Source organism: Paraferrimonas haliotis (assembly GCF_002282895.1).
Classification (GTDB): Bacteria; Pseudomonadota; Gammaproteobacteria; order Enterobacterales; family Shewanellaceae; genus Paraferrimonas; species Paraferrimonas haliotis.
Genome location: NZ_NRRB01000004.1, coordinates 98,764 through 124,946, shown reverse-complemented (window position 1 = coordinate 124,946; position 26,183 = coordinate 98,764). Strand labels below are relative to the sequence as shown.

General features: G+C 48.4%; 19 protein-coding genes. 10 read left to right on the top strand and 9 right to left on the bottom strand.

What is annotated here, in order from left to right; genetic code table 11:
- Nucleotides 1-25 precede the first annotated feature (25 nt).
- Complete coding sequence (clpS, locus tag CLC91_RS09630; RefSeq protein ID WP_095499130.1) at nt 26-343, bottom strand: ATP-dependent Clp protease adapter ClpS; 318 nt, start codon at nt 341-343, stop codon at nt 26-28.
- Nucleotides 344-533: 190 nt separating this feature from the next.
- Between clpS and cspD the strand changes: the two genes are divergently transcribed.
- Nucleotides 534-740 (top strand): cold shock domain-containing protein CspD, encoded by a 207-nt coding sequence (gene cspD, locus CLC91_RS09625; RefSeq protein WP_095499131.1) that lies wholly within the window; start codon nt 534-536, stop codon nt 738-740.
- 83 nt (nt 741-823) lie between these two features.
- Here the strand turns inward: cspD and icd are convergent, their stop codons facing one another.
- On the bottom strand, nt 824-2,077 hold the full coding sequence (icd, locus tag CLC91_RS09620) for an NADP-dependent isocitrate dehydrogenase (RefSeq protein ID WP_095499132.1): 1,254 nt from the start codon (nt 2,075-2,077) through the stop codon (nt 824-826).
- A 154-nt stretch (nt 2,078-2,231) separates the two neighbouring features.
- Here icd and CLC91_RS09615 point away from each other — a divergent pair, with 154 nt between their 5' ends.
- The 4 genes from CLC91_RS09615 to purB all read left to right on the top strand — a co-directional run bounded on the left by CLC91_RS09615 (nt 2,232) and on the right by purB (nt 6,120).
- Complete coding sequence (locus CLC91_RS09615; RefSeq protein ID WP_095499183.1) at nt 2,232-2,909, top strand: pseudouridine synthase; 678 nt, start codon at nt 2,232-2,234, stop codon at nt 2,907-2,909.
- Between the two features lie 77 nt (nt 2,910-2,986).
- Entirely contained in the window at nt 2,987-4,090 is a 1,104-nt protein-coding gene (mnmA, locus tag CLC91_RS09610) for a tRNA 2-thiouridine(34) synthase MnmA (RefSeq protein ID WP_095499133.1), read from the top strand.
- Nucleotides 4,091-4,097: 7 nt separating this feature from the next.
- The gene (gene hflD / locus CLC91_RS09605; RefSeq protein ID WP_095499134.1) at nt 4,098-4,724 is read left to right on the top strand and encodes a high frequency lysogenization protein HflD; all 627 of its coding nucleotides are present in this window, start codon (nt 4,098-4,100) and stop codon (nt 4,722-4,724) included.
- A 28-nt stretch (nt 4,725-4,752) separates the two neighbouring features.
- Nucleotides 4,753-6,120 (top strand): adenylosuccinate lyase, encoded by a 1,368-nt coding sequence (gene purB, locus CLC91_RS09600; RefSeq protein ID WP_095499135.1) that lies wholly within the window; start codon nt 4,753-4,755, stop codon nt 6,118-6,120.
- A gap of 69 nt (nt 6,121-6,189) precedes the next feature.
- Here purB and CLC91_RS15175 read toward each other — a convergent pair whose 3' ends face one another.
- A complete protein-coding gene (locus CLC91_RS15175) occupies nt 6,190-11,163 on the bottom strand; it encodes a S8 family serine peptidase (protein WP_269844425.1) in 4,974 nt (1,657 codons plus the stop codon).
- Between the two features lie 518 nt (nt 11,164-11,681).
- On the bottom strand, nt 11,682-12,116 hold the full coding sequence (locus CLC91_RS09590) for a DUF4826 family protein (RefSeq protein ID WP_095499136.1): 435 nt from the start codon (nt 12,114-12,116) through the stop codon (nt 11,682-11,684).
- A gap of 264 nt (nt 12,117-12,380) precedes the next feature.
- On the opposite strand from CLC91_RS09590, the gene CLC91_RS09585 reads away from it, so the two are divergent.
- A complete protein-coding gene (locus CLC91_RS09585) occupies nt 12,381-13,421 on the top strand; it encodes a Leu/Phe/Val dehydrogenase (RefSeq protein WP_095499137.1) in 1,041 nt (346 codons plus the stop codon).
- Between the two features lie 143 nt (nt 13,422-13,564).
- Nucleotides 13,565-14,029, top strand: coding sequence for a hypothetical protein (locus CLC91_RS09580; RefSeq protein ID WP_095499138.1), 465 nt, complete (start codon nt 13,565-13,567; stop codon nt 14,027-14,029).
- On the opposite strand, the gene ydiJ is transcribed toward CLC91_RS09580, so the two are convergent.
- Together ydiJ and CLC91_RS09570 are read right to left on the bottom strand one after the other, a co-directional pair.
- On the bottom strand, nt 14,026-17,040 hold the full coding sequence (ydiJ, locus tag CLC91_RS09575) for a D-2-hydroxyglutarate dehydrogenase YdiJ (RefSeq protein ID WP_095500345.1): 3,015 nt from the start codon (nt 17,038-17,040) through the stop codon (nt 14,026-14,028). The two genes, CLC91_RS09580 and ydiJ, sit on opposite strands and share 4 nt — an antisense overlap.
- Before the next feature lie 72 nt (nt 17,041-17,112).
- Nucleotides 17,113-17,838, bottom strand: coding sequence for a 16S rRNA pseudouridine(516) synthase (locus CLC91_RS09570; protein WP_095499140.1), 726 nt, complete (start codon nt 17,836-17,838; stop codon nt 17,113-17,115).
- Between the two features lie 156 nt (nt 17,839-17,994).
- On the opposite strand from CLC91_RS09570, the gene CLC91_RS09565 reads away from it, so the two are divergent.
- Both CLC91_RS09565 and CLC91_RS09560 read left to right on the top strand, forming a co-directional pair.
- On the top strand, nt 17,995-18,432 hold the full coding sequence (locus CLC91_RS09565) for a DUF2141 domain-containing protein (protein ID WP_095499141.1): 438 nt from the start codon (nt 17,995-17,997) through the stop codon (nt 18,430-18,432).
- A gap of 20 nt (nt 18,433-18,452) precedes the next feature.
- Nucleotides 18,453-19,769, top strand: coding sequence for an anti-phage deoxyguanosine triphosphatase (locus CLC91_RS09560; RefSeq protein WP_095500344.1), 1,317 nt, complete (start codon nt 18,453-18,455; stop codon nt 19,767-19,769).
- A gap of 356 nt (nt 19,770-20,125) precedes the next feature.
- Here the strand turns inward: CLC91_RS09560 and CLC91_RS09555 are convergent, their stop codons facing one another.
- From CLC91_RS09555 to CLC91_RS09545, 3 genes are all read right to left on the bottom strand, one after another.
- Nucleotides 20,126-20,764, bottom strand: a complete 639-nt coding sequence (locus tag CLC91_RS09555; protein ID WP_095499143.1) for a YchE family NAAT transporter — start codon at nt 20,762-20,764, stop codon at nt 20,126-20,128.
- 176 nt (nt 20,765-20,940) lie between these two features.
- Nucleotides 20,941-23,046, bottom strand: a complete 2,106-nt coding sequence (locus tag CLC91_RS09550) for a S9 family peptidase (RefSeq protein ID WP_408634226.1) — start codon at nt 23,044-23,046, stop codon at nt 20,941-20,943.
- 45 nt (nt 23,047-23,091) lie between these two features.
- Nucleotides 23,092-24,603 (bottom strand): fumarate hydratase, encoded by a 1,512-nt coding sequence (locus tag CLC91_RS09545; RefSeq protein ID WP_095500342.1) that lies wholly within the window; start codon nt 24,601-24,603, stop codon nt 23,092-23,094.
- A gap of 142 nt (nt 24,604-24,745) precedes the next feature.
- Here CLC91_RS09545 and pabB point away from each other — a divergent pair, with 142 nt between their 5' ends.
- Nucleotides 24,746-26,182 carry an aminodeoxychorismate synthase component I gene (pabB, locus tag CLC91_RS09540; protein ID WP_095500341.1) on the top strand — a complete coding sequence of 479 codons (1,437 nt, stop codon included), beginning with the start codon at nt 24,746-24,748 and terminating at the stop codon, nt 26,180-26,182.
- Nucleotide 26,183 lies beyond the last annotated feature (1 nt).

Sequence of the window (26,183 nt, the reverse complement as noted above, 5' to 3'; positions counted from 1 at the left end):
CCAACCAAAACCGACTCACTCTGCTCTACTCGCTTTGCTCTACAGAACACAATAATGGGTGTTGATGTTCTCTTGCGTATTCATTGATCTGCATGGCTTTGGTTTCGGCAACGTCCTTGCTGAAAACGCCACAAACGGCTTTGCCATCATTATGAATCGCCAGCATGAGCTGCACGGCTTGTTCTTCTCCCATACCAAAGTAGATACGCAAAATATCCACTACAAAGTCCATAGGAGTGTAGTCATCGTTATTAAGTACGACCTTATACAAAGGTGGTGGAGCAAGCTTTTCTTTCTTTGCTACCAGGTCTTCTGCAAAGTCAAAGTCATATTTTTGGCCCATGAATCTAGCTTAGCCTCTCGTTGTTAGGTTTGCTAATCAGAATGCGCTTCGCCATTTAAATGTTTATTTTTTGTTACATTCGCTTGACAGGTTAACAAGTTGATCACATTCTGGTTGTTGAACATTGAGGGAATTCAAATCCCGATGCTCATATCATACTTGTAAGGATAGCGAATAAGGAAGCAGAAGTATGGCAACAGGCTCTGTTAAATGGTTCAACAACGCCAAAGGTTTTGGCTTTATCTGTCCAGAAGATGGCGGTGATGATGTCTTTGCTCATTACTCAACCATTCAAATGGATGGGTATCGAACCCTAAAAGCAGGACAACCTGTCAACTACGAAGTTGAGCAAGGACCGAAAGGCAAACACGCCTCGGAGATCAGTCCGCTTAAATAAAAGCCGATTGCAGCAATCGTTTTTTATTTAAACATAGAAAAAGGCAACCGTACGGTTGCCTTTTTGTTTGCGATTAATGCGGCTTAGAAGTTATCTATGATGGCATCACCGAAGCCAGAGCAAGATACCAGCGTGGCATCGTCCATTAATCGATCGAAGTCGTAGGTCACGGTTTTATTGGCAATTGCCCCTTCCATACCTTTAACAACCAGATCCGCAGCTTCCACCCAACCTAAATGACGCAACATCATTTCGGCACTCAAAATCAGCGAGCCTGGATTCACTTTATCTAGGCCGGCGTACTTTGGCGCAGTACCGTGGGTAGCTTCAAATAACGCAACGCCGTCACCAATATTGGCGCCCGGAGCGATACCAATACCACCCACTTGAGCCGCCAACGCGTCGGAGATGTAGTCACCGTTTAAGTTCATGGTGGCAATCACGTCGTATTCGGCAGGACGCAACAAGATTTGTTGTAAGAAGGCATCGGCAATCACGTCTTTTACAATGATTTCTTTACCGGTTTTCGGATTCTTGAAGCTGCACCATGGACCACCATCAAGCAACTCCGCGCCAAATTCTTTTTGGGCAAGCTCATAGCCCCAATCCTTAAAGGCCCCTTCGGTAAACTTCATGATGTTACCTTTGTGAACTAAGGTTAGGCTGTCGCGATCGTTATCAATGGTGTATTGAATGGCTGCGCGAACCAAACGCTCGGTACCTTCTTTAGACACCGGCTTAATACCAACACCGCAGTTTTGCTCGAAGCGAATTTTAGTCGCGCCCATTTCATTTTTCAGAAAATCGATCACTTTGTCTGCTTCGGCTGTACCGGCTTGATACTCGACACCGGCGTATATGTCTTCCGAGTTTTCGCGGAAAATCACCATATCGGTTAGTTCAGGATTTTTTAACGGGCTTGGGGTGCCGTTGTAGTAGCGCACTGGACGCAAGCACACATATAGGTCTAACTCTTGGCGCAAGGCTACGTTCAGTGAACGAATACCACCGCCAACGGGCGTAGTTAACGGACCTTTAATGGCCACGCAGTAATCTTTAACTGCGGTTAAAGTTTCTTGTGGTAACCAGGTATCGGCTCCATATACTTGGGTCGCTTTTTCACCCGAATATACTTCCATCCAGTGAATTTTGCGTTCACCGCCATAGCTTTTCGCCACAGCCGCATCAATAACCTTTATCATTGGTGGGGTTACGTCAACGCCAATACCATCGCCTTCGATATAAGGAATGATTGGATTGTTAGGGACGTTTAGCCGATTATTCTGATCAACTGTAATGGCTTGACCTTCAGTTGGGATAACTAACTTGCTTTCCATGTTGTACTCCTAATTTCCTCAGTCTATTTTCGAGACTTAGATCACATTCAGGCCACACTATAGAGCAAATTGTTCATTGTGGGAATTCGACTAAACGAGAATTTTTCATTTCATTCGCTTGGGATAGAAGCAATAGCGTAAAATGCACGTTACAATGGCAACTTCATTTATCTTGCACGGCTTATCAATGAAACCCAGCATTCATTACAAACCTCGTAAAACGAAAGCGACGACCACCCACAAAGCCGCAACTCGCCGGCCAAAGCCAGTGCCTAAGCAAACTAAGATTGTACTTCTAAATAAGCCATACGATGTATTGAGTCAGTTCAGTGACGACAGTAACCGGCGTACCCTAAAAGATTTTGTGGACATTGCCGATGTCTACCCTGCAGGTCGTCTCGATAGAGACAGCGAAGGACTGATACTGCTGACCAATAATGGACAACTGCAAGCTAAGCTTACTCAACCCAACAAAAAAACCGCCAAAACCTATTGGGTTCAAGTGGAAGGTAATGTGTCCGATAAAGCCATTGCACTACTCAGCAAAGGCGTTACCTTGAAAGACGGTCCTACCAAGCCTGCGAAAGTAACACGAATCGCAGCGCCGGCTATTTGGCCGCGAAATCCACCCATTCGCGAGCGTGCTAACATTCCAACCAGTTGGCTTGCTATAACCATCACCGAAGGCCGTAATCGCCAAGTTAGACGCATGACTGCTCACGTAGGCTTTCCAACTTTGCGCTTAATTCGTTATCAAATTGGGCCCTATACGCTTGAGCAATTGCAACCGGGTGATTACCGCCTCATAGAAGTAGACACAAATAGCTTATAACGAGATCTAGCCCGGCCTATTTGAGCGTGTTAGAATGTGCGCCCTGAAAATTCTTTGTTTATGTATCGTAAGTTTATATGTCGTTAAACAGCTCCAAAAAAGTCATTGTTGGTATGTCAGGTGGCGTAGACTCTTCTGTGTCTGCTTATCTGCTGCTGCAACAAGGTTATCAAGTCGAAGGCCTGTTCATGAAGAACTGGGAAGAAGATGACACGGACGAATATTGTGCAGCAGCGACGGATCTTGAAGATGCGCAAGCGGTGTGTGACAAACTTGGAATCGAGTTGCACACGGTGAATTTCGCCGCTGAATATTGGGACAATGTATTTGAGTATTTTCTACAAGAATACAAATCTGGGCGTACCCCTAACCCCGATATCATGTGCAACAAAGAAATCAAATTCAAAGCCTTCTTAGAGTTTGCTGCTGAAGCGCTCGGTGCCGATTATATCGCTACCGGTCATTACGTTCGTCGACGCGAGCAAGATGGCAAGTTCCAAATGTTACGTGGTTTGGATAACAACAAAGACCAAAGTTACTTTTTGTATACCTTAAGCCATGAACACATAGCGCAAACCCTGTTCCCTGTCGGTGAGCTGGAAAAACCGGAAGTACGCGCCATTGCCGACAAACTAGGGTTAGTGACGGCCGATAAGAAAGACAGCACTGGTATTTGCTTTATCGGCGAGCGCAAATTCACCGATTTTCTAAAACAATACCTGCCGGCTCAACCTGGCGTTATTGAATCGGTTGACGGTGACGTGATTGGAGAACATCAAGGGCTTATGTATCACACCTTAGGCCAACGCAAAGGTTTGGGCATTGGCGGACTTAAAAACTCCGGTGAGCAACCTTGGTACGTGGTCGATAAAGACATGCAGCGTAACGTGCTCATTGTCGCCCAAGGTGCGAATCATCCGCGCCTTATGTCTAGCGGCATGGTGGTTAATCAATTGCATTGGCTCGATAGAAAAACCGTCACATCGCCAGTAAAACTCACAGTAAAAACCCGTTACCGTCAACGCGATGTTGCCTGCACAGTTACCCCAATCGATAACGAAACCCTCTCGGTAACCTTCGACCAGCCGGTAGCAGCGGTAACCCCAGGACAATCCGCTGTCTTTTATGACGGAGAGGTTTGCCTCGGCGGTGGCATCATAGATTCGCTGATAAAGGACTAACACCAACATGGACCAAGGCAACGACCAAATTCAACAACGAACACTGGCCTTTGCCGCACTCTGTCAAGCTGTGCGCTTGGTCCAGCAAGTTGCCCGCCAAGGTCAAATCGATGAGCATGACCTTGCGGCTTGCCTATCCCCTATTGTGGTGACCGACCCCGAGTCCATAGAAGACATCTATGGCAGCCCGCAACAACTGACACTGGGTTTGCAAACCATGCTAAACCAACTGGGTGATCAAAAGCATAAGGACTTAGAGATCACCCGTTACCTTGTTGGTATTCTTGCTCTGGAGCGCAAGCTGTTTCGTCGCCAAGGCCAATTAGGCTTGCTGGCTGAACGCATTAACCAGGTAAAAAGACAGCTGAATCATTTTCAAATCACCGACGAGCAGGTGCTGGCTAATATCTCCAGCATCTACGTTGATGTGATCAGCGATTTGGGACCTAAAATCCAAATCACCGGTAACCCAAAAAACCTTCAACACAGTTCTAATCAGCAAAAAATTCGTTCTCTGTTGCTTGCAGCGATGCGAGCAGCGGTATTGTGGCGTCAACTCGGTGGTAAGCGCAGACAGTTAGTGTTTGCGCGTAAAGCCATGAGTAACGCCGCTAGAGGTCTAATAATAACTTAATCCCTAGTCATTCCTTGAGGAGTATTTAATGGAACTTTCTGCACTGACCGCCGTATCACCCGTTGACGGTCGCTATGGAAGTAAAACCCAAGAGTTGCGCGACTATTTTAGTGAGTACGGTTTAATTAAATATCGCGTTGAAGTCGAAGTAAACTGGCTTAAATTGCTATCCAGTTGCCCCGAAATTAACGAAGTTCCACCTTTCTCGGAAACGGCATTAGCTCAGCTCGATGCTATTAAAGACAACTTCAACGAAGCCGATGCCCAGCGTGTCAAAACCATTGAAGCCACCACCAACCATGATGTGAAAGCCGTCGAGTATTTCATTAAAGAAAAATTCGAAGATAACCAAGAGTTATTGGCCGTCAGCGAGTTCGTCCATTTTGCCTGTACCTCAGAAGACATTAATAACCTCTCCCACGGTCTTATGCTCAGTAACGCCCGTGAACAAGTGTTATTGCCCTACTGCAATCGCCTTGTTGATGCCATAACCCAGTTGGCCAGCGAATACCGCGAAGTACCGCTGATGTCACGTACCCACGGACAACCTGCTTCACCATCGACGCTGGGTAAAGAAATGGCCAACGTTGTGGCGCGATTACGCCGTCAGGTTAAGCAAATTGAACAAGTGGAAATCCTTGGGAAAATTAATGGAGCCGTGGGCAACTATAATGCACACCTATCGGCTTACCCAGAAGTGGATTGGCATGCGATGTCGGAGCGATTTGTTACCTCATTAGGATTGACTTGGAATCCGTACACTACGCAAATTGAACCGCACGACTACATTGCAGAGCTGTATGATGCCATCGCTCGCTTTAACACCATCATTATTGATTTCGATCGTGACATTTGGGGTTACATCGCGCTGGGTCACTTTAAGCAAAAAACCATTGCCGGCGAAATTGGTTCCTCAACCATGCCTCACAAGGTGAACCCGATTGATTTCGAAAACTCAGAGGGTAACCTGGGCATCGCCAATGCGGTCATGCAGCACTTAGCATCAAAGCTCCCAGTATCGAGATGGCAGCGGGATCTCACCGATTCCACCGTATTGCGTAACCTTGGCGTTGGTATTGCCCACGCGGTTATTGCCTATCAAGCAACACTTAAAGGCATCAGTAAGCTTGAAGTGAATCAAGCCAATACCGTTTCTGAGTTGGATCAAAACTGGGAAGTGCTCGCAGAGCCGGTACAAACCGTAATGCGTCGTTATGGCATTGAGAAACCATACGAAAAACTTAAAGAGCTGACTCGTGGTAAACGGGTTGATGCCGAGGGCATGGCTGCTTTCATCGACGGCTTAGAATTGCCAGAAGCGGTTAAGGTTGAGTTGAAGAAACTAACGCCAGCCAACTACATTGGTCAAGCCATCGAGTTAACCGACAAGATTTAATTCTCCGCGTTAACAGCCATAAAAAAAGTCACCCTAGGGTGACTTTTTTATTGGGTAGAGTTTTTAAGATTACTTCATGCGACGACGCATGCCCGCTAATGCAAGTAGCATCAGTGCAAAGTATCCCAATGAACCACCGTCACTGTCGTCTTCTTCATCTTCCACTTCAGGCTCAGGCTCTGGAGCGGCAGGAGGCGTAGGCTCAACACCATCAGACACTACTTCTAGCATAAAGGTTACGCTGTGAGCATCGTTCGGGTTTGCCATGTCGTGAACCATAACGGTTACTTCAGTCATACCATGCCAATCTTGATCTGGCGTGATTGAGAAGGTAGAACCGCTTTCAGTACCCATTACTTCAGCAGTAATGTTGTCACCGCTAACCACAATACCATTGGCAGTGCCTTTAAGGTCGTTGTAGTAAACTGTGATGTTTTCAAGCATTTGGTTCTCATCAATCATGTGATCGTTGATCGCCGCAACAGTAATGTTAGCCGGTACCTTCATAGAGTGAGCTACCGTGGTCATTTCTGAATCGCTGTACTGACTGTCTACGGTCAAGTCTTGTATGGTACCTGTTGCTGCAGCTCCCACGACAACAGAGAAGTCTAAGTTAACTTGAGACTGTTCTGGACCGTGGTAGTCACCACAAATTACCATGCCTTCTTGGATAACATCACCTAAGTTATTGTAGGCAACGCCGTCATTTAGATAACCCAATAGCGGACCGTAGGTACCTGATGGACCGTAGAAGCCGTGGACACCTACTGAACCAATGTCTGGGTTAGCAGTTTTGAATGAACGATACGCATAAACTAATTCGTAATCGTTTGGTTCAAAGTTCAACTCGGTAGAAATAACGGTTTGTACGCTGTATTCCGCGTCTGGATCTGGGTTATTGGCACCCACAAACCAGTTCGCATACTCAACACCGCCGTCCCATTGAATGATGTAGTGCTTGTCAGTGATGATTGGATAAACACCACTTGTAAAGCGACCTTCACCCCAATCAAACATAGGCTCCGGCATCATTACATCACTTTTCCACATTGGAGCAACAACTGTGTCAGGGAAGAATTGGAAATTGTCATTGAACTCAAAGTGTTGACTAAAGAACAATGGCAGTTCATCAAATTGAACGAATCCAAACGGTGAAATGGTCAATACATCACGGCCATACATTTCAGGGTTACCATACAAAGGAACGTGTGGTAATCCGTTAGCAGATAACGGTACCTGAACAGTTTCGTTTGGATATCCCCAAATTGCAGCTGGTTCATGATTAACGGCTAAATCAAAGAAGCTCGGATCATCACCATAAGGGACCTTACATTGGTCATCCGTAAAGTTGGTGGTAAACACGTATTCACGCTTCATGCCCGCAGAAGATGGCTGAGTCGCAGCAATGGTTACGGTTTGACCATCAATGGTCACGTCGTCCATTGATACACCAAAACCACCTAGGCGAATGCTGTCTTCTTGTAAGGTGTAGTGCTCAGGCAGATTAACCGTCATGGTGTAATCGCGATCACCGCCCGCCAAGTTCGGCTTAAGATCTAAGTTAAAGTCGATTACATCGCCAGCTTTAGCAGCGGTTTGGCTAGCCATTAGAATAACGTCACTACCTTGGTGATCTAAGCGAATGGCCATTGAACCGATGTTAGCGTCGTTATAATCATTGCTACCAATGTGCAATAGACCATAGTAAACATCACCTTCCATTACATCGTCTAATTGATAGTTCAATTGCAATTGATAAGGAGTGTTCGCTTGAACTTGAGCAGGTCCTTCAACGGTCACCATACCAGAGTCTTGCATTGGAATAATCGCAAGCGCTGCAGACATAGGATCCATAGTGTTGTCTGGATCTTCCCACTCTTGTTTCCAGTTACCCAAGATAGCCCAGTACATGCCAGGTGCAGGGTTATTAACCGCACAATAGTCGTTAACGTTGGTGTATGAGTAACATAGGCCTTCATCGCCCCATTGGAACTCACCGTCGTTGTTCACGTCCATTCCTAACTGGATACCTGAGAAAGCATTACCTTCTTTAGAAGCAACTTCCCAAACGATACGAGCGGTTCCTTCTGGTACTTCAAAGTACACAACTTCGGTACCGGTATCCGCTTCTAGATCGGCAATGTTGCTGCCATCATTAATGCGAGTCGTACCGCGATCTAGGTTAAAGTCGTAACGCATACCTTTAACAAGGCCATCAACACGAGTCGTCAATGATTGAATTTCTTCTGTCATTAACTCTGGAGTCAATATGTGGCCGTTGGAGCGGTGGATTACCGCAGATGCTGATTCTGGTAGAGAGTTTGGCTTGTAACGAACACTCATTGGTAAGTGTTGTACAGGCATATCACCTTCAGTAGGAGTGATGGTGACCACACCGTCTAACATCAATTGCGATGAATCCGCGTTTGGCGCGTTAATTTCAAGAATGTTTGCTTTAACGACGATGTTTTGCGTTTCACCCGCCTTTAAGCTAAACGATTTTGGCATCACTTCAACATCCAGCATGCCCGCACCTTCCATAGCGTGCGCCATACCATCAACGTTCCAAGTACCGTCTTGAGTGGCGGTAAAGGTACGCATCCAAGTACAAGACTGGTCGCAAGAAGCGTTGTACAAGTACGGTAGGTTCAAGTTGATTACGCTACCACCATTACGCGGGTTGGCCGCTCGGTAGTTGTCAGCGGTTTCATCAAGTAACAAACCGGTCTTAACGGCGCGTGCAACGTTAATTACACCGCTACCAACATCAGAGTACTGAGCCGCTTCAATGCCTGCATTCCATTGGGCGTTATCTTCAGTACGAGTAACACCTTCAATACTAGCAGTCATCATTAGTGCAGACTGAATCTGGGCTGGTGTCCAGCTTGGATTCGCTTGCTTAAGCAAAGCCATAGCACCCGCTACGTGCGGAGCTGCCATTGAGGTACCGCTAATAGCGACATAATCAGATGGGAACGGCGCTGCAGTGAATGGCATTTCGTCAGCGTAAGCTGCATAAACATCAACACCTGGCGCACCTAGGTTAGGACTCATTACATCTGGTAGTTCTAGGTTAGGACCACGGGATGAGAAGTCAGCGACCATATCAGCCTGACCTTCTTCAGTGATAACCTCAGCAGCGGTAATGGTAGCCATGTGGTCAGAGCCAGAGCTTAGCCAGTTATTTAAGCTCCAAGTCATTGATGCATCAATGTGGATTGCTGGAATTTCAAATACATCGTTAACAATGCCATCATCCCAGTAAACGTTGTAAAGAACCAATGCGCCAGCACCACCGGCGGCCACGTTAGTTGCTTTTTCAACACGAGGGATTTCGCCACGAGCACAAACAACAATCGGTGCTTTAGTAAACGGCATGCCCATTGGATCAGCATCGAACGTACCTGCTGGGAATGGCGTTAAACATTGCTCATCACCATAATCCGCAGCGCGTACGATAGGCCCAGAGTAGCCCTCAGTAATACCGGCACCTTCAATGGTAGCCGGTGCAGGCATATCACCACCGCTCATTTCAGATAGGGTTTTACCCACAACTGAAATCTTACGACCGTGTGTGGTTGCAGCAACCGAGGTTACCCAAGGAGAGAAATGGTCAATGGCACCACGAGCTTGGTTAGCATAGGCCGGAGCGTATGAGTTACCTGCAGAAGCCGCAACCGAAATACCCGCTTCACGAGCAGCTAGGAACGCCATCTCGGTTGGGTTTTCCCAAGGGAACGACCCGTAAGCAGTACCGATAGAGAAGTTAATTACATCAACACCATCGGCGATGGCATCTTCAATACCCGATAGCAAAGCTGCACCAGGACAACCTCTAAATTCGTTACCTAAGGTACCATCGGTTGGATGACACACTTGGTACATAATGACGTTGGCACGAGGTGCAACACCAGAGATTTTAGGGAATTTAAGGCCCGTTGCGAAACCGTCACCGATTTCACCCAGCTCACCCACTACGTAGTCTACGTCGCTCATGGCGTTACCAGCAGCGGTGCTGGCGGTATGTGAACCGTGACCGTTATAGTCTTCGCCGTTGGCAGGACGTTTTGGTGCTTCTACCCAACCCCACTCAGGAAGCTCTGGGAAGAAACTGATGTGATCATAAGTGTCAGTAATGACTTCGTACGAACGAACACCAATCAGCTTGTCGTTACACATGCTGGCGAATTCTGCTTTTTCACAGTCACCAAGGTAAACACCAGAACCCAATGGGTTAACGTGGGTGTAACCGTCTTCAGCAACAGCAGCAAACGCTGGGTGATCGGTGTTAATACCGGTATCTAGAACACCAACAACAACGCCTTCACCTTTGTATTCCATGCCACCGGTTACTTCACCGGTCCAGAACTTGTCAGCACCAATGTGTTGTGGGCCAACGTCGGTATGAAGTTCGTACTTTTGCTCAAGCGTTACGTTACGAACACCAGGCTGTTGCGCTAGGCGCTGCGCTTGCTCTTGGGTTAAGGTGAGCGCCATACCGTTAAAGGCCAGGTTATAGCGACCTTTAACAACAGGCTTGTCACCCACGATACCAGCCGCTTGGGCCAGCACGTTATCTTGACGTTCGGTTAGATAGTTAACGTAATTTTTAACCGCGCCTGAATTAGTATCCAGTTTATTGGCGTTACGAGCACCCACACTGAATAAATTGTGCTTGTTGGCAGTAGGTGCCGTAGCTTGCAACCCAGCAACGCCACCTTGGTAGGTAGCGGCAGGGGCATCAGCCAACTCAACAATATAGGTGTGTTGACCGGTCAAACCGTTTTGATAGTTAAACGGAACCTTAGTGTCTGGGCTGGTTGCAATGCCACGGTGGACGTTGCGACCATTACTGTAATCTCGCTGCGCTAGGCTATTACGAGACATTCTGTCTTCGCCATTGCGCTTGTTGAACTCTTTAATTTCATCCGTTATGACAATCGGACGAAATTGAGTTTCGTTCATCCCCGATGCTCCGGCACTGCATGCGACATAAAGTGCAGACAGCGTGAGTAGCGTCGCTTTTTTTATTTTAATACTCATTCAAATACCTTATGTGTCCTTTAGGAACATTGCGTAATTTGTCGTGATTAGTTTTGTTGTTGCTAATGTCTAACAAGCATTGGTATCAAAGTCGGCAACCAACAATTAGTTGCATTTGATACTAATACTTAGGTCTAACCTGCAACATTATCGCAACAATTACAACGGCAAATTGTTCTATCATCTTTTGCTAACATAGGTATCCATTTCAAATAGCCCACTTTATGGAATTAACTTTCTAGTAACAAGTTATTTACAAAGCTGAACAGAATGTAGCTTAGCGATTGCTTATGAAGGTCAAAACCTAAGCTTTATGGGCAACAATGAATTAGAAGGGTAATGAAATTAGCGACAGGCGCATAAAAAACGCTCTAAAAACGGGGTTATGCAAACATTTTAAATTTAGGATAAATATCTAATAAGCAGCCCGTTGTTAGAATTTACTTTTTATTATGAGATTTACTTATAAAAAAGCCAGAGCATTTGCTCTGGCTCTTTAGGCAGAAAATCAACCGAGTTTAGCTATTTTCGTTGGTCCACAGTTTGTTGTTATCGTGTAATCGATACAAAGCTTCAGCTTTAGAGACAAGCGTTTGCGCAAACTTCGCTTGGGTTGGATCCTTAACGGCACCGGTATCTATGAGTTGCTGAGCTTTGATTTGCCATTGCAGCGAAAAGTAGCGAATGGCATCGCGGGCGGTCGCCGCTGCTGAAGCTTTAACGAAATCGGTGGGCACTTCCCCTGCAACCACCCAGTATTCCCCTTTAGGTTGCTCTGAAGACAGTTTCCATACCGCTAAAGCTGGAGCGAGAAAGCGACTATCGCTCAGTTTTACCTGTCCAGGGACAATGCCTTTCTCCGCTAAAAAGCGATTGGCTTTTTGAAATTGTTCCCTTGCCCATTGTGCTTCTTGTTCTTCATTTTCGATGGTTGGCACTTGTTGTTCTGACATAGTAATTACCACATTGTTGATGTAGCCTTCACTCTACTTTTCCTGCCTAATGATGGCAATAGAAACGCCACGGAAACGCTGCTTTTGTAATCAATTTTGCCCATGAAGAATAAATTTCAATTCGGAAAGAATAATTGCCAACTGGATCACACTTTTTTAAGCCCGGTTAATTGGGCAAATGCCTAGGCAATGGTATGGTTGCGCTCTTTACTAAAACGATAAACCGGAACCACCGGTACTTGCGAGAATTTGGAGAGAAAAGCAGTGACAGTTTTTAATCACGTATCATTTGATGATCACGAGCAAGTGGTCTTTTGCCAAGATCCAGCAACCGGACTTCGAGCCATCATTGCCGTTCACGACACCACCTTAGGTCCAGCGGTGGGCGGTTGCCGCATGTGGAACTACCAATCGGATGACGAAGCCATTAATGACGTACTGCGATTGAGCCGTGGCATGACCTATAAAAACGCACTGGCCGGTCTTGATTTCGGCGGTGGTAAATCGGTGATCATTGCCGATCCACGTACCAAAGACCGTGAAGCCTTATTCCGCGCCTTTGGACGCGCCGTTGATAAACTGGGCGGCTCATACTACTCAGCAGAAGATGTAGGCGTAACCACCAAAGATATTATGAACGCCTATAAAGAAACCCCTTTTATGGCGGGTCTTGAAGGCAAGTCCGGCGACCCATCTCCGTTTACCGCATTCGGTACCTACCAGGGCATTCGCGCAGCGGTTGAACACCGTTTAGGCAAAACCAACCTAGAAGGCCTAACCATTTCAGTGCAAGGTGTTGGTCATGTGGGTTACTACTTGTGTAAACACCTGCACGAAGCCGGTGCTAAGCTGATTGTTACCGACATTAATCAAGAGTCGCTCGCACGGGTTGAGAAAGAGTTTGGCGCCATCGTGGTAGCGCCTGAAGACATTTATCATCAAGAGGTAGATGTCTACGCCCCCTGCGCTTTGGGTGCCACCATTAACGACACCACCATTCCAAAGCTAAAAGCTAAAGTTATTGCCGGCTGTGCTAACAACCAGTTGGCGGAACGTCGTCACGATGATGTTTTAAAAAGCTTAGACATTTTATACGCGCCGGATTACGTCATTAACGCCGGTGGCATTATTAACGTGTTCTTTGAACGTGATTACGATGCGGATAAGTCAAAGGCCAAAGTGGCAGAAATCTACACCACCTTATGCAAGATTTTTGAGCAATCCAAGCTACAAGATCGCCCTACCGGTGAAGTGGCGGATGAAATGGCTCGCGGCATCATCAGCGATGCCAGACAAGCCAACTAGCAATACCCCTACCCTTTAGAAAAGACCAACGGCTTTCATGGATGTGAAAGCCGTTACTTTTTAGCCAGCTAAATTTGTACTTTTAAAGAAATAACGCTAGGCTTACTGCCCTTTTACCAACCCAAGGCCAGAGTCCGTTCTTCATGTCACGACTAACCACAGAAACAATCAGCGATTGGTTGCAACAACTGGGTATTGAATTCAGTTTGTGTCAACACTGCGACGGTTTGCACATTAACCTAGTGACTGAGCTTAATGGCGTGTTTGATTGCAAGGTCGAACTACTGGACAGCGATTTGTATTGGGTAACCGCGATAGAGGTTGCCCCACAAGACTTATTTCAAATTCAAGCCAACTTGGGGCCGTTGAGCATTAACTACGCAGAGCTTAAGTTTTTTATTGAACTGGATAACACCGAACTGCCACGACTGCTGTGCATGAATACCCTCTTCACTGAAAGCGGCGATATTAGCCAAGCCCAATTCAATTATTGGGTTAACCGCTTGATTCGCCAAACCACACTTGCGGTGCAAGATTTGGACGCTCAAGCGCTCGCCAGCGACACTAACGAAATCGTGAGCGCCAGCAGCTCATCGATATTGCACTAGCTAATAAGCTCTAACAACGCCTCTAACGGGTGCTTAACTTTAGTCTTGGCCATCCGTTTCACCTGCGACCGGCACGAATAACCCGACACTAAAATTTTGTCGTGATCCAGCTCGTCCATGGCCTGCTGCCAGCTCATGTTATACAGCTTGGTTGAATTGTCTAAGTTTGCGGTCTCGTGGCCATAGGTACCGGCCATGCCGCAACATCCAAGGTTTTTAAACTCAAGCTGTGCCCCTAAGCGCTCGAAAATTGCCTGCCATTGGCCAAACGACTGAGGTAAAGCGGTGGACTCGGTACAGTGACTGAACAGATGATAGGTGCTATTAGCCGCTTCAACTTGTGGTAAGCGCTCTAAGTTACTGAAGAGCCAATCTTGTAGGGTGTGTACCTCAAAATCGCCCCGAGCATCCCCTAAAACCTGACGGTATTCGTCACGATAAGTCAGCACCAGCGCCGGATCCACACCCACCAACGGCATGTTTAATTGACCCAATTGATTTAAAAAGTCGGCGTTGGATTTCGCGGTAGCAGCAAAGCGCTTTAAAAAGCCTTTAATGTGCATCGGCTTGCCGTTGGGCTTGTAAGGCAGCAGCACAGGCTTAAAGCCAAGAAGCTCGCACAGCAACACAGCCCGAGCCACCACTTGTGCATCGTAAAAGCTGTTAAACGGATCTTGCACAATCAATATGTAATCTTGGCGCTCCTCTGCAGGTATGGACTGCAGCGACGCTAAGTCGTAACCCAAGGCAGGATGCCCAGAAAGCTGTTGCTTTAAGGTGGGATACGATAACGCCGGCGCATCCACATAACCCAAGCTCTTTTTAACAATTAACTGCGACAGACGATTTTGGCTGGCGAAGTTCACCAGGCGCGGCATGCGCTCCATAAGCGGTAAGGCGTCTTCAATACCCGCCACCAAGTAATCCTTAGCCGGACGCAAATAGCGCTTGTAATATAGCTCAATAAACTCCGAGCGAAACTTTGGTACATCCACTTTCACCGGACACTGGCTGGTGCACGCTTTACAGGCTAAACAGGTGCGCATAGAGTCCATCACTTGGTGGCTAAAGTCGTATTCTTTATCTTTATTACGGCTGTTTTTAAATTTTTCCAGCCAACTGGCATCCGCCTGCTCAGACAATTGGGATGCGTCAACCCCTGCCTCAGATAACTGTCGTAACCATTCGCGCATTAAGGTAGCCCGCCCTTTTGGCGACTGGGCACGATCGCCGCTGACCTTAAACGAGGGACACATGGGCGAGTAATGGTTATAGTCAAAACACAAGCCATTGCCGTTACAGTTCATGGCATCAATAAAATCGTTTTTCACTTGAATCGGAATTTGGCGGTCAAATTTGCCGCGCTTTTGCGCATCAATAGAGATTAGCTCGCTGGAATCGTTAGCCGGAGTCACCAACTTGCCGGGATTTAGGCGGTTGTTCGGATCAAACAGTGCTTTAACCTGTCGCAAAACTTGAAACAGCTCGTCGCCAAACACATCCGGCCCATACTCTCCACGAACGCCTTTACCATGCTCACCCCACATCAGGCCACCGTATTTACGGGTAAGCGCCGCCACTTTGTCGGACAGTTCTCTGAGCAGTTTCTCATCATCTGGGTCGCACATATCCAACGCTGGACGCACGTGCAAGACGCCGGCATCCACGTGGCCAAACATGCCGTATTCAAGCTTGGCATCATCCAATAAGGCTCGAAATTCCATAATGTAATCGGCTAAGTGCTCCGGCGGCACCGCGGTGTCTTCGGCAAAGGCGATGGGTTTTCTAGTGCCTTTAGCCGCCCCAAGTAAGCCAACAGCCTTTTTGCGCATGGCGTAAATGGTTTTAATAGACTGGGCTTGTTGGCACACTTTAAAACCTAATACGCCATGACCACCACCGCTTAACTCACTCACCAGCGAATCTACTCGCTGTTGCACCTGTTGCTCGGTACCGGCGAACTCAACCATATTAAGGCCGTCCATTTCCGCCTTGTCAGCGGCGTCGATTAACGACTGCACCTTGTGCCAGATAATGTCTTGCTTGGCTAATCCCAGCACTTTAGAGTCGATGGTTTCAACGGCGGTGGCATTGGCCTGAACCAATTGCGGTGCATGACGCAGTGCCGATTCAAAACTGTCGTAACTTACCGTCACCAAACAGCGCTTCGCCGGCAGTGGCGTTAGGTTTAACTTCGCTTCGGTGATAATGGCTAAGGTGCCCTCGGAGCCGGATAATATCCGCCCTAAGTCAAAGCTCTGAAGCTCGTCATCCCACACGTTCTTTAAGTCATAACCGGTTAAAAAGCGATTGAGCTTAGGAAAGCGCTGTTCGATTTCGTGTCGATGCTCCAAACTCAACTGCGCCACGCTTTGGCTTAACTCCAGCGCGCCGCCTTGATACTGAGCTTCGAAGTTGTCTTTACTCACCTTAGCGGTGTTAATGGCTTGGCCATTGGCTAATACGCCTTTGAGCTCGATAACGTGATCACTGGTTTTACCGTAAACCAAAGAGCCGGCCCCGGAGGCATCGGTATTGATCATGCCGCCAATGGTGGCACGATTAGAGGTGGATAAATCGGGACTAAAGAAAAAATCGTGGGGTCTTAGGGCGTCGTTCAGGGCATCTTTCACCACGCCCGCTTCTACCCGAACCCAGCCTTCTTGCGGGTTAATTTCTAACACCTGAGTCAGATATTTAGACAAGTCCAGAATCAAGCCGAAATTCAGGGATTGGCCATTGGTTCCGGTACAACCGCCACGGGCGCTGATGTTAATGTCATCGAACTTAGCTTGGTTGGCCAATGTCAGCACCTGGGCAACGTCTTCATGACTTTTAGGGTATAAAATCCCTTGCGGCACAAACTGATACACCGAGTTATCCACCGCCTGCGTCATGCGTGCGCCATAACCGGTTTCCACCTCACCACTAAAACCAGTGCTTGAAAGCTCAGAAAGGAAGGCTTGGTAAATGGGCTCAAGGCTGTGCTGCTGAGATAATCTTGGAGTCATGGATACTGCTGCGCCACTTTTTCAATAAGTTATGGCCTCAGTATAAAAAACTTTACCAGCCAATGCGACGGATTAACCCGCACTTTTACTCATTAACAAGGCCAATTCAGATTCACTTAACTCGCGCCACTGACCTGCCGCCAAGTCCTCAGGCAAGTGCAAGTCACCAACAGCATATCGATGCAAGGCCACAACCGGGTTTCGAAAGCGGCCAAACATGCGCTTTATTTGGTGATAACGGCCTTCTTCAATGGACAAACTCGCCGTAAAAGTGGATTCAATCACCAACTTAGCCGGCTTGATGCTCACCCCTTCGTATTCAAAATACATGCCTTTAGCAAAGGCGTCGACGTAGCTTGAATCAATGGGGTTTTGAAGGGTCACATGATAATGCTTATAAAGCTTACTGGTAGGCTCGGTGAGCTGGCGAGTCCAGCGGCCATCGTTACTGAGCAGCACTAACCCTGTGGTGTTTTTGTCTAACCGACCGGCTAAATGCAAGGTGTTAGCAAACGGCGCATCAATTAAATCAATCACCGTGGTGTGCTCGTTGTCTCGGGTTGCGCTCACCACACCGGCGGGTTTATGCAAAATAACGTAATGCGCCTGTTGCTGCTGCAGCACTTGGTTTTTTAGCGCGATACAAGAGAGCTCGTTAACAATGCGATCGGCGTTGGTTTCAACGGCACCGTTCACCGTTACCTGGGAGGCGGCCAACAGCCTGCGTGCATCTTTTTTAGGAATGCTTAACTGCTTGCTTAACCAGCGGTCAAGCCGGTAACTTGCGCCACGCGCCATGAGTATCCACCTGAATAACATGTTTAGGCCGTCATTCTATCGCAAAGCGTTAGCGCTACCTAGGTTCAAGTACGCGGTGTTTGCTATTTTGGATGCAACCACGCCATTTTGTCGGTAAGCTAGCCCTTAGCCAATAGCAAACCTTAGAGTCGACGTGTGATTGCTCGTATCTTATTGATAACTTTGTTGTATGCCGCAACGATTAGCAGTGCTTACAGCGCTCCCCTAACCCTGAGCTTTAACGGCTTAAGTAATGATCACAGCAAGCTCGTGGTGCAAATATACGCTTCCAAGGCCAGTTGGCTTGACGACGATCCACAGCAAATGGCGCTGTTTAGCCTAATCGATCCGGCGCAATTAAGCGCGAATGGGAGCATTGAGGTTGAGTTAGAATTTGGTGATTACGCCATTTACGCCTACCAAGATCTGGATGATAACGGCGAGCTTAATAGCAATTGGATAGGCATTCCTACAGAGCCTGTGGGCACATCCAACGCCGCTAAAGGCTTTATGGGGCCGCCCAAATACGATGATGCCAAGTTTATTTTTACTAAAGACCATCAACAGATTCAGTTAACTCTGGTGGAAATCTAATACTTTAAAGGGAGACAACAATGCTTGAAGCCGCATGGGACAGTCGCTGGTTAGACGAGAATAAGAGTCGCCATAAAGATCATCGCTCACCGTTTCAACGCGACCGTGCCCGCATTCTCCACTCCGCCGCATTTAGACGGTTGCAAGCCAAAACCCAAGTGCTGGGCGTAGGTCAAAACGATTTCTACCGCACCCGCTTAACCCATTCACTGGAAGTGGCCCAAATTGGTACCGGCATTTGCGCACAACTGCGCCTAAAGCATGAAGAGTTGGCTTACTTGCTGGATAGCCGCAGTTTGATTGAAAGCCTGTGTCTCGCCCACGACATTGGCCATCCACCGTTTGGTCACGGTGGCGAAGTGGCGCTGAACTACGTCATGCGCCACCACGGCGGTTTTGAGGGCAACGGCCAAACCTTTCGCATTTTGACCCAGCTTGAGCCCTACACCAAAACCCACGGCATGAACTTGGCACGACGCACCCTGCTCGGCATCTTAAAGTACCCTGCGCTGCACAGCCAATTATCGAAACAGAACCTTAGCGCCGAGCCGTCTCGCTTTTTAAAAGCGCAGGACTGGGTCAGCGTCAAAGGCATTTTTGACGACGATAAAGCCGCGCTAGATTGGGTACTCGCCCCCTTTAGCGAACAAGACAAACAGCAGTTTGGCCGTTTTAAAGCGGTGGAGTCGAACCACTATCCCCATTTAAAATCTCAACACAAATCCTTTGACTGCTCCATCATGGAACTGGCGGATGACATTGCTTATTCGGTGCATGATCTGGAAGACGCCATTGTTATGGGCTTAGTGAGTCAAGACAGCTTTATTGAGCAGGTATCCAAGCCCCTCACTGAAAGCCAAGATCCTTGGCTTGCAAGCTTATTTGAAAGCCTCGACAAGCCACTCTTTAGCGACGAGCACTATCGCCGCAAAGACGCCATCGGCAATTTGGTGAATGGCTTTATTACTTCCATCAGCGCGCAACTGACCGGCCCTGAATTTGAGATTGAGTTTGAGCACGACTTGCTAAAATACAACGCCAAAATGGAGCCCGCCTTTGAGCAGGCCCTCACCACCTTAAAACGTTTTGTGAGCGCTCAAGTGATTAATCGCACCGAAGTGCAACGGCTTGAGTTTAAAGGCCAACAGGTGATTGTGGATTTATTTGAAGCACTGCAGTCTGACCCCGCCCGTTTACTGCCCCATAACACCTACAACCGCTGGTTAGCGCGTTGTCAGCAAGGCTTAAGCGGAGATAGGGTTATCGCCGATTATATTGCCGGCATGACTGATGATTTCGCCCAAAAGCTGCATCAAAACTTGTTCAGTCATGGCTAAGTTCAGTCATGGCTAAAAAATAACAAATCGTTGCTTAATAACTGCACAATAACCTTGTTGAGTTTTTGTTGGAATTTATTAGAAGTTTTGGAGTATTTCCGCTACCGCTTTTACACAATTTTGCCACAGTCCTTAACAACTGCAGCGAGCTAGGTCGCGTATTTATTTAAGGGTTAGCAAACTGATTGTATTTAAGCGGGTAATTGCTACTGTTAGCTGGATTTTAACGACGAGTTCGCGCCATGTTTTCGATATCTATGAACGCCACCTACGTCATTCCGGTCATCGTGATACTGATAACCGGATTGTGGCTGATAAAAACCAAAGACGATTAGCCAGACTGTTCGCTGGACAATTTAGCCAGTATAAGCCAGTGCTGGAAACAGTCCTTTAACGCCGGCTGCAATAATTTCAATGGCAATGGACAGCATAATCAACCCCATAATACGGGTAATCACGTTAATCCCGGTTTGGCCCAATAGCTTGTACAAGTAAGGCGCCATTCTAAACAGGCCCCAACTCACCGCGCCAAAGGCAACCACCGACACACCCATCATCAGCTTATCGATAAGCGATGGATGCTGCGCCGAGTATACAATCACCGAACTAATGGCACCTGGGCCCGCCATTAACGGCAGCGCCAACGGCACAACCGCCACCGACTCTTTGGCGGCAAATTCGCGGTTTTCTTCTTTGTTACTTTTCACCTCACCCAACTTACCTTGCAACATCGACAAGGCAATAATTGAGATCAGCACACCACCGGCAATACGGAACGCAGGAATGGAAATGTCGAACATGCCAAGGATGATTTCGCCGGCAATGAGGGTAACCAACAAAATAATGACCACCGCAAAGTGGGCCACATCGGCTGTTTGTCTGCGCTCGGCATCATTTTGGTGACTGGTTAAGCCAACAAACACCGGCAACAGACCCACCGGGTTAATAATGGCAAATAAGCCCACAAAAAATTTAAAGTATGCGATGTAGTCCAAGGGGTTCAGCCTCTAATGTTAATGTTCCAGCAACCAAAAAAGTGGGCGCTACTTTACCCGATACCCGCCGCTTTACAAAGTGAGTTTTTTTACTCTTATTATGCGCTTACGCATTAATAAAACTAATATAAAAAACTCACTACTACATCGCTAGCGGCGGTATCTCTTAAGCTAAGTTACTTAGCGGTCCACTTATCCATCCATTCGAATACATTGTCGTACCATTGGATTAAATTTTCTTGATTCAAAATCCAATGATTCTCATCGGGATAAATCAGCAATTTTGACGGAATGTTATTGCGCTGCATGTAGCTAAACGCCGCCAATCCTTGTCCGTAAGGTACTCGAAAATCTTTCTCGCCGTGGATCACTAGCATCGGCGTTTTCCAATTTTCAACATAGTTCACCGGATTGAACTTTTCATACAGCTCTTTGTTTTCGTGGTACTGACCACCAAACTCAAACTCCGGGAACCACAGCTCTTCAGTAACATAATACATAGAGCGCATGTCAAACAAGCCGGCGTGATTCACCAAGCAATTAAAGCCATCGCTCCAGTTACCTTGGATCCAGTTCATCATGTAGCCGCCGTAAGAGCCGCCCAAAGCACAAGCGCGACTGGCATCGAGCCAAGGTTGCTGCTTGGTGACCGCCGCTAAGCCTTTTTGCAAGTCTTCCAGCGGTTTGCCGCCCCAGTCTTTCGAGATGGAATCGGTAAAGGCTTGGCCATAGCCGGTGGAGCCGTGAAAATCGATCATCACCACGCCGTAGCCAGCACCGGCCCACAGTTGCGGGTTCCAGCGACCGCTAAAGCCGTTACCAAAGGAGCCTTGCGGACCACCATGCACCAAGAACGCTATGGGGTACTTCTTACCTTCTTGATAGCCGTAGGGTTTTATCCAATAGCCGTGCACGGTTTCGTTGTTCCAGCCTTTAAAGGTGAACTGCTCGTAATCGCTAAACTGAACGTTGGCCAGTTTTTGCTGGTTCACCTCGGTTAAACGACGCTGACCAAAGCCATCGAGGCCAATCAGGTGCAAATCGCCCGGCTCTACCAAAGACTTGTGCACATACACAAGCTTGTCGCCCGCTTGTCCCACAATGCTGTTATAGCCTTGAGAGTACACTGGCACAATGTCGCCAAACTGAGTATTCACCGCAAACATGGACACTTGGCCAACATCTTGCGCGGTTACGTATAAGGTGCGGTTATCGGTGCCAAAACGCAGCGAGCTGGCGCTTCGGTCCCACAGCGGCGCCACTTCTTTGGTTTGACCGGTTACCGTGTCTTTAAGCATGATGGCGTTGCGATCCGCCTCAAAACCGGGACGCTTCATCGCCAAATACGCCATGTAGCGGCCATCGGGTGAGAAGGTAGGATGGGAGTCCCACGCCAAATTGGCCTCGGTTAAGTTGGTGGTATTGCTGCCATCCACCGCCACTTGGAACAAGTCGTAATTGGTGGTCCAAGATTGATCCTTACTCGGCGCTTTGGCTGTGTAGACAATGTGTTTACCGTCTGGGGTAAAGGTCACCTCTTCCATGCCAGAAAACGGTTTAGGCGGGGTTTCTGTATCTAAACCTTGGGTGACGTCCACTACCTCGGTTACTTTGCCCTGCTCGTTAAACGCCCCTACGAACAAGTGAGCGCGAGCGTGATCGCCCCAAGTATCCCAATGGCGCACCATCAGCTGGTCATACACCTGACCCGAGGTGTTGCGATTAGCTTCTTGCTCGAAGCGCTCAACGCTGCAAGCCAAGTCTTTACACTCGGGGAACACCCGCATGTTAACCACAAGCTGCTTGCCATCGTTTGAGAGCTTATAGCCATCCACATTAAGCGGGAAATCCGTTACCTGCATGGCTTCGCCGCCGGTTAACGGCAAGCGCCACAACTGGCTGGAGCCACTGCGAGCCGATACAAAATAAAGGCTGTCGCCGTCTGGGGCAAAGCGCACGCTGTGCTCGGTGCCCTTGTTATCGGTAAGCTGTTGCGGCTTGGCGTTGGCATCGGTTAGGGATAAACGGTATAAGTCTGAGCGCTTAGCACCGTCGCTGCTGACTAAGGTAAGGCCGTACACCACCGACTTGCCATCCGGCGCAACCGCTGCGCTGTGCAGCTTATTAAGGCGGGCTAAATCGTGAACTGTGTAGGCGCGTTTGGCTTGCGGGGTTTCTGCGCTAGTCGCTGTGTTAGCTGTGGCATCTGCAGCTATGGCTGTGGTGCTAACTAATGCACTACCAAAGCCGCCAGAGCAGGCTAGCAGGCCTGCAATACTCAATTGAGTTAATCTGAATTTCCTGAATTTCCTGAATGTCATAGTTTATTATGCTTCTTTTGCTAAGTTAATTTTCCACACCGCTGGGCCGGTTTCATGGGCGTTCACCCCGTTTGAATCCACCGCCACCGTCACCGGCATGTCTTTGACTTCAAATTCGTAAATCGCTTCCATGCCCAAATCTTCAAAGGCCACAACCCGAGATTTCTTAATGGCTTTAGCCACCAAGTAGGCCGCACCGCCCACCGCCATCAAATAAACGGCTTTGTGCTGCTTAATGCTGGCCACGGTGGCCGGGCCGCGCTCGGCTTTCCCTATCATGCCCATTAAGCCGGTTTGCTCGAGCATCATGTCGGTAAACTTGTCCATACGGGTAGATGTTGTGGGTCCGGCCGGCCCTACCACTTCATCGCCCACGGGATCCACAGGACCTACGTAATAAATGAACTTATCGGTGAAATCCACACCTTCAGGTAAGCCTTCGCCGGACTCCAACAAGCCTTGAATGCGCTTATGGGCAGCGTCGCGACCGGTTAAAATCTTACCGCTTAATAACACGGTATCACCACTTTGCCAGGTGAGCATGTCTTCGCGCTTTAGGGTATCAAGATTCACCCGACGCACGTTTTCACCCACTTCCCAAGTTACTTGCGGCCAGTCTTCCAAGCTTGGCGGCGCTAACTCGGCAGGTCCGGTGCCATCTAAGTGAAAATGCGCGTGACGAGTGGCAGCACAGTTAGGGATCATCACCACAGGTTTAGACGCAGCGTGGGTAGGCGCAGACTTGATTTTAATGTCCAACACCGTGGTTACGCCGCCTAAGCCTTGGGCGCCAATGCCGGTGCCGTTACAGCGGTTAAAAATGTCTAAGCGCAGCGCTTCTTCCGCGTTGTCCGCGCCCTTTTCAATGAGCTCGTGAATGTCGCATGGCTCCATTAGCGACTCTTTGGCCATTACCGCCGCTTTTTCCGCGGTACCGCCAATGCCAATGCCTAACATGCCCGGCGGACACCAACCTGCGCCCATGGTGGGCAAGGTTTTTTCAACCCACTCGGCAATGTCGTCAGAAGGATTGAGCATCACCATTTTCGATTTGTTCTCAGAGCCGCCACCTTTCGCGGCAATCATAACTTCCACCTTATCGCCGGCCACTAGCTCTTGGTGCACCACCGCTGGAGTGTTGTCTTTGGTGTTTAAGCGCTTACCGGCGGGGTCTGCCACAATGGAGGCGCGCAACGGGTTATCTGGGTTGTTATAGGCGCGACGAACGCCCTCGTCCACCATTTGCTGCACGGTGAGATCGCTGTCCCACTGCACCTGCATGCCCACTTTCACAAAGCAGGTAACAATGCCGGTGTCTTGGCACAAGGGACGTTTACCCTCGGCGGACATGCGTGAATTAATGAGAATTTGGGCAATGGCGTCTTTGGCAGCCGCGCTTTGCTCTTTTTCATACGCCGCGGCCATGGCGTCGATAAAATCTTTAGGATGGTAGTAAGAAATGTACTGCAGCGATTGCTCAATGCTGTCAATAAAATCCGCTTTCTTAATGACTGTCATAGACGTTCTCCAACATACTAGGGTCTAGTATTACGGTCTAAGCCGTTTATTTTTGCTGTTATTCGGTTAATCCTTGTCGGCCGATATGATACTCTTTCGCACCTCATCAGACTAGCTTTTAGGCGCAACTAATCAATTGGCAATGGCGAAACAACTTTACAGCTTAACTCTCGACTGGTCGTGGCCGCTGTGCCAGCACTTTAGCGCATTGGCTCAGCTGCCTTGGGCCATGCTGCTCGACTCCTCCGATGCCGATCATGTGGATGCGCGCTTTGACATCGCGGTGGCACAGCCGTTGGCAACGCTCACCAGTAAGCAGGGTGAGACGCGGGTGAGCTATGCTGAGGAGCTAGGCGCTGGCTTTAACGCTTATGTGAGCAGCGACGCCTTTCATAGAAAGACTTCGCCTTTTGAGCTGGTAAAACGGGTGAGCGGCGAGCTGTTGGGCGAGCAACCGCTTGCCAGCGATCTAGGTGACCATTGGCCTTTTATTGGCGGCGCTTTGGGCTACTTTAGCTACGACTTGGGACGCTACAGCGAACACCTGCCAAGCCAAGCCGCTAACGACATTGACGCCTATGACATGGCGGTGGGCATCTTTGATTGGGCGCTGATTGCCGATAAGCACAATCGCTCCATAAACCTAGTCCACTTTGGCGATGAAGCCGGTTTAGCCAAGCGCTTGGCCTGGCTAGAAGCGCGAATAGCTGACTACCAGCAAGCCCCCAAAGCCCCCCAGTTTCAAAACACAGGCCCGTGGCGCTGCCAACAAAGTCAACAAGGCTACGTCCAAGCCTTTGAGCAAGTGCAAGCCTATTTGCACAGCGGCGATTGCTACCAGATTAACCTAACCCAGCGTTTTGACATGGGCTATGCTGGCGATGAGTATCAAGCTTACTTAAAGCTGCGTGAACACAATCAAGCCCCCTTTGCAGGCTTTATGCGCTTAGACGATCACGCCATTTTAAGCCTCTCCCCCGAGCGCTTTATTCAATGCCAAGACCAACAACTGCAAACCAAGCCCATTAAAGGCACCAAAGCGCGCCACGCAGAGCCTGACAAAGACCAACAAGCGGCGCAAGCGCTACAAGCTTCTGAGAAAGATCGAGCCGAAAATCTGATGATTGTGGATTTGCTCAGAAACGATTTTGGTCGCGTCGCCAAGCCTGGCAGCGTAACAGTGCCCAGCTTATTTGCTATTGAGAGCTTTCCGGCAGTGCATCATCTAGTGAGCACCATAAACGCCGAGCTTGATGAGCAGTACAGCGCTATTGATGCCCTAGCCGCAGCCTTTCCCGGCGGCTCCATTACCGGAGCGCCCAAAATTCGCGCCATGGAAATTATCGAAGAGCTGGAGCTTTCACGGCGCAGCATCTATTGCGGCTCGCTGGGTTATATTAGCCATCACGGTCACATGGACAGCAACATTTGCATTCGCACCTTGCTGGCTAAAAACAACACCCTGTATTGCTGGGCCGGCGGAGGCATAGTGGCGGACTCGCAACTCGAGCTGGAATATCAGGAATGCTTTGATAAAGTGAGTAAAATATTGCCGCTACTAGGAATGCCTCCTAACTAAC

What these genes read in the sequence shown, in the direction of transcription:
- clpS (WP_095499130.1), bottom strand. Translation starts at nt 343, where the DNA reads ATGGGCCAAAAATATGACTTTGACTTTGCAGAAGACCTGGTAGCAAAG.
- cspD (WP_095499131.1), top strand. Translation starts at nt 534, where the DNA reads ATGGCAACAGGCTCTGTTAAATGGTTCAACAACGCCAAAGGTTTTGGC.
- icd (WP_095499132.1), bottom strand. Translation starts at nt 2,077, where the DNA reads ATGGAAAGCAAGTTAGTTATCCCAACTGAAGGTCAAGCCATTACAGTT.
- CLC91_RS09615 (WP_095499183.1), top strand. Translation starts at nt 2,232, where the DNA reads ATGGCAACTTCATTTATCTTGCACGGCTTATCAATGAAACCCAGCATT.
- mnmA (WP_095499133.1), top strand. Translation starts at nt 2,987, where the DNA reads ATGTCGTTAAACAGCTCCAAAAAAGTCATTGTTGGTATGTCAGGTGGC.
- hflD (WP_095499134.1), top strand. Translation starts at nt 4,098, where the DNA reads ATGGACCAAGGCAACGACCAAATTCAACAACGAACACTGGCCTTTGCC.
- purB (WP_095499135.1), top strand. Translation starts at nt 4,753, where the DNA reads ATGGAACTTTCTGCACTGACCGCCGTATCACCCGTTGACGGTCGCTAT.
- CLC91_RS15175 (WP_269844425.1), bottom strand. Translation starts at nt 11,163, where the DNA reads ATGAGTATTAAAATAAAAAAAGCGACGCTACTCACGCTGTCTGCACTT.
- CLC91_RS09590 (WP_095499136.1), bottom strand. Translation starts at nt 12,116, where the DNA reads ATGTCAGAACAACAAGTGCCAACCATCGAAAATGAAGAACAAGAAGCA.
- CLC91_RS09580 (WP_095499138.1), top strand. Translation starts at nt 13,565, where the DNA reads ATGTCACGACTAACCACAGAAACAATCAGCGATTGGTTGCAACAACTG.
- ydiJ (WP_095500345.1), bottom strand. Translation starts at nt 17,040, where the DNA reads ATGACTCCAAGATTATCTCAGCAGCACAGCCTTGAGCCCATTTACCAA.
- CLC91_RS09570 (WP_095499140.1), bottom strand. Translation starts at nt 17,838, where the DNA reads ATGGCGCGTGGCGCAAGTTACCGGCTTGACCGCTGGTTAAGCAAGCAG.
- CLC91_RS09560 (WP_095500344.1), top strand. Translation starts at nt 18,453, where the DNA reads ATGCTTGAAGCCGCATGGGACAGTCGCTGGTTAGACGAGAATAAGAGT.
- CLC91_RS09545 (WP_095500342.1), bottom strand. Translation starts at nt 24,603, where the DNA reads ATGACAGTCATTAAGAAAGCGGATTTTATTGACAGCATTGAGCAATCG.
- pabB (WP_095500341.1), top strand. Translation starts at nt 24,746, where the DNA reads ATGGCGAAACAACTTTACAGCTTAACTCTCGACTGGTCGTGGCCGCTG.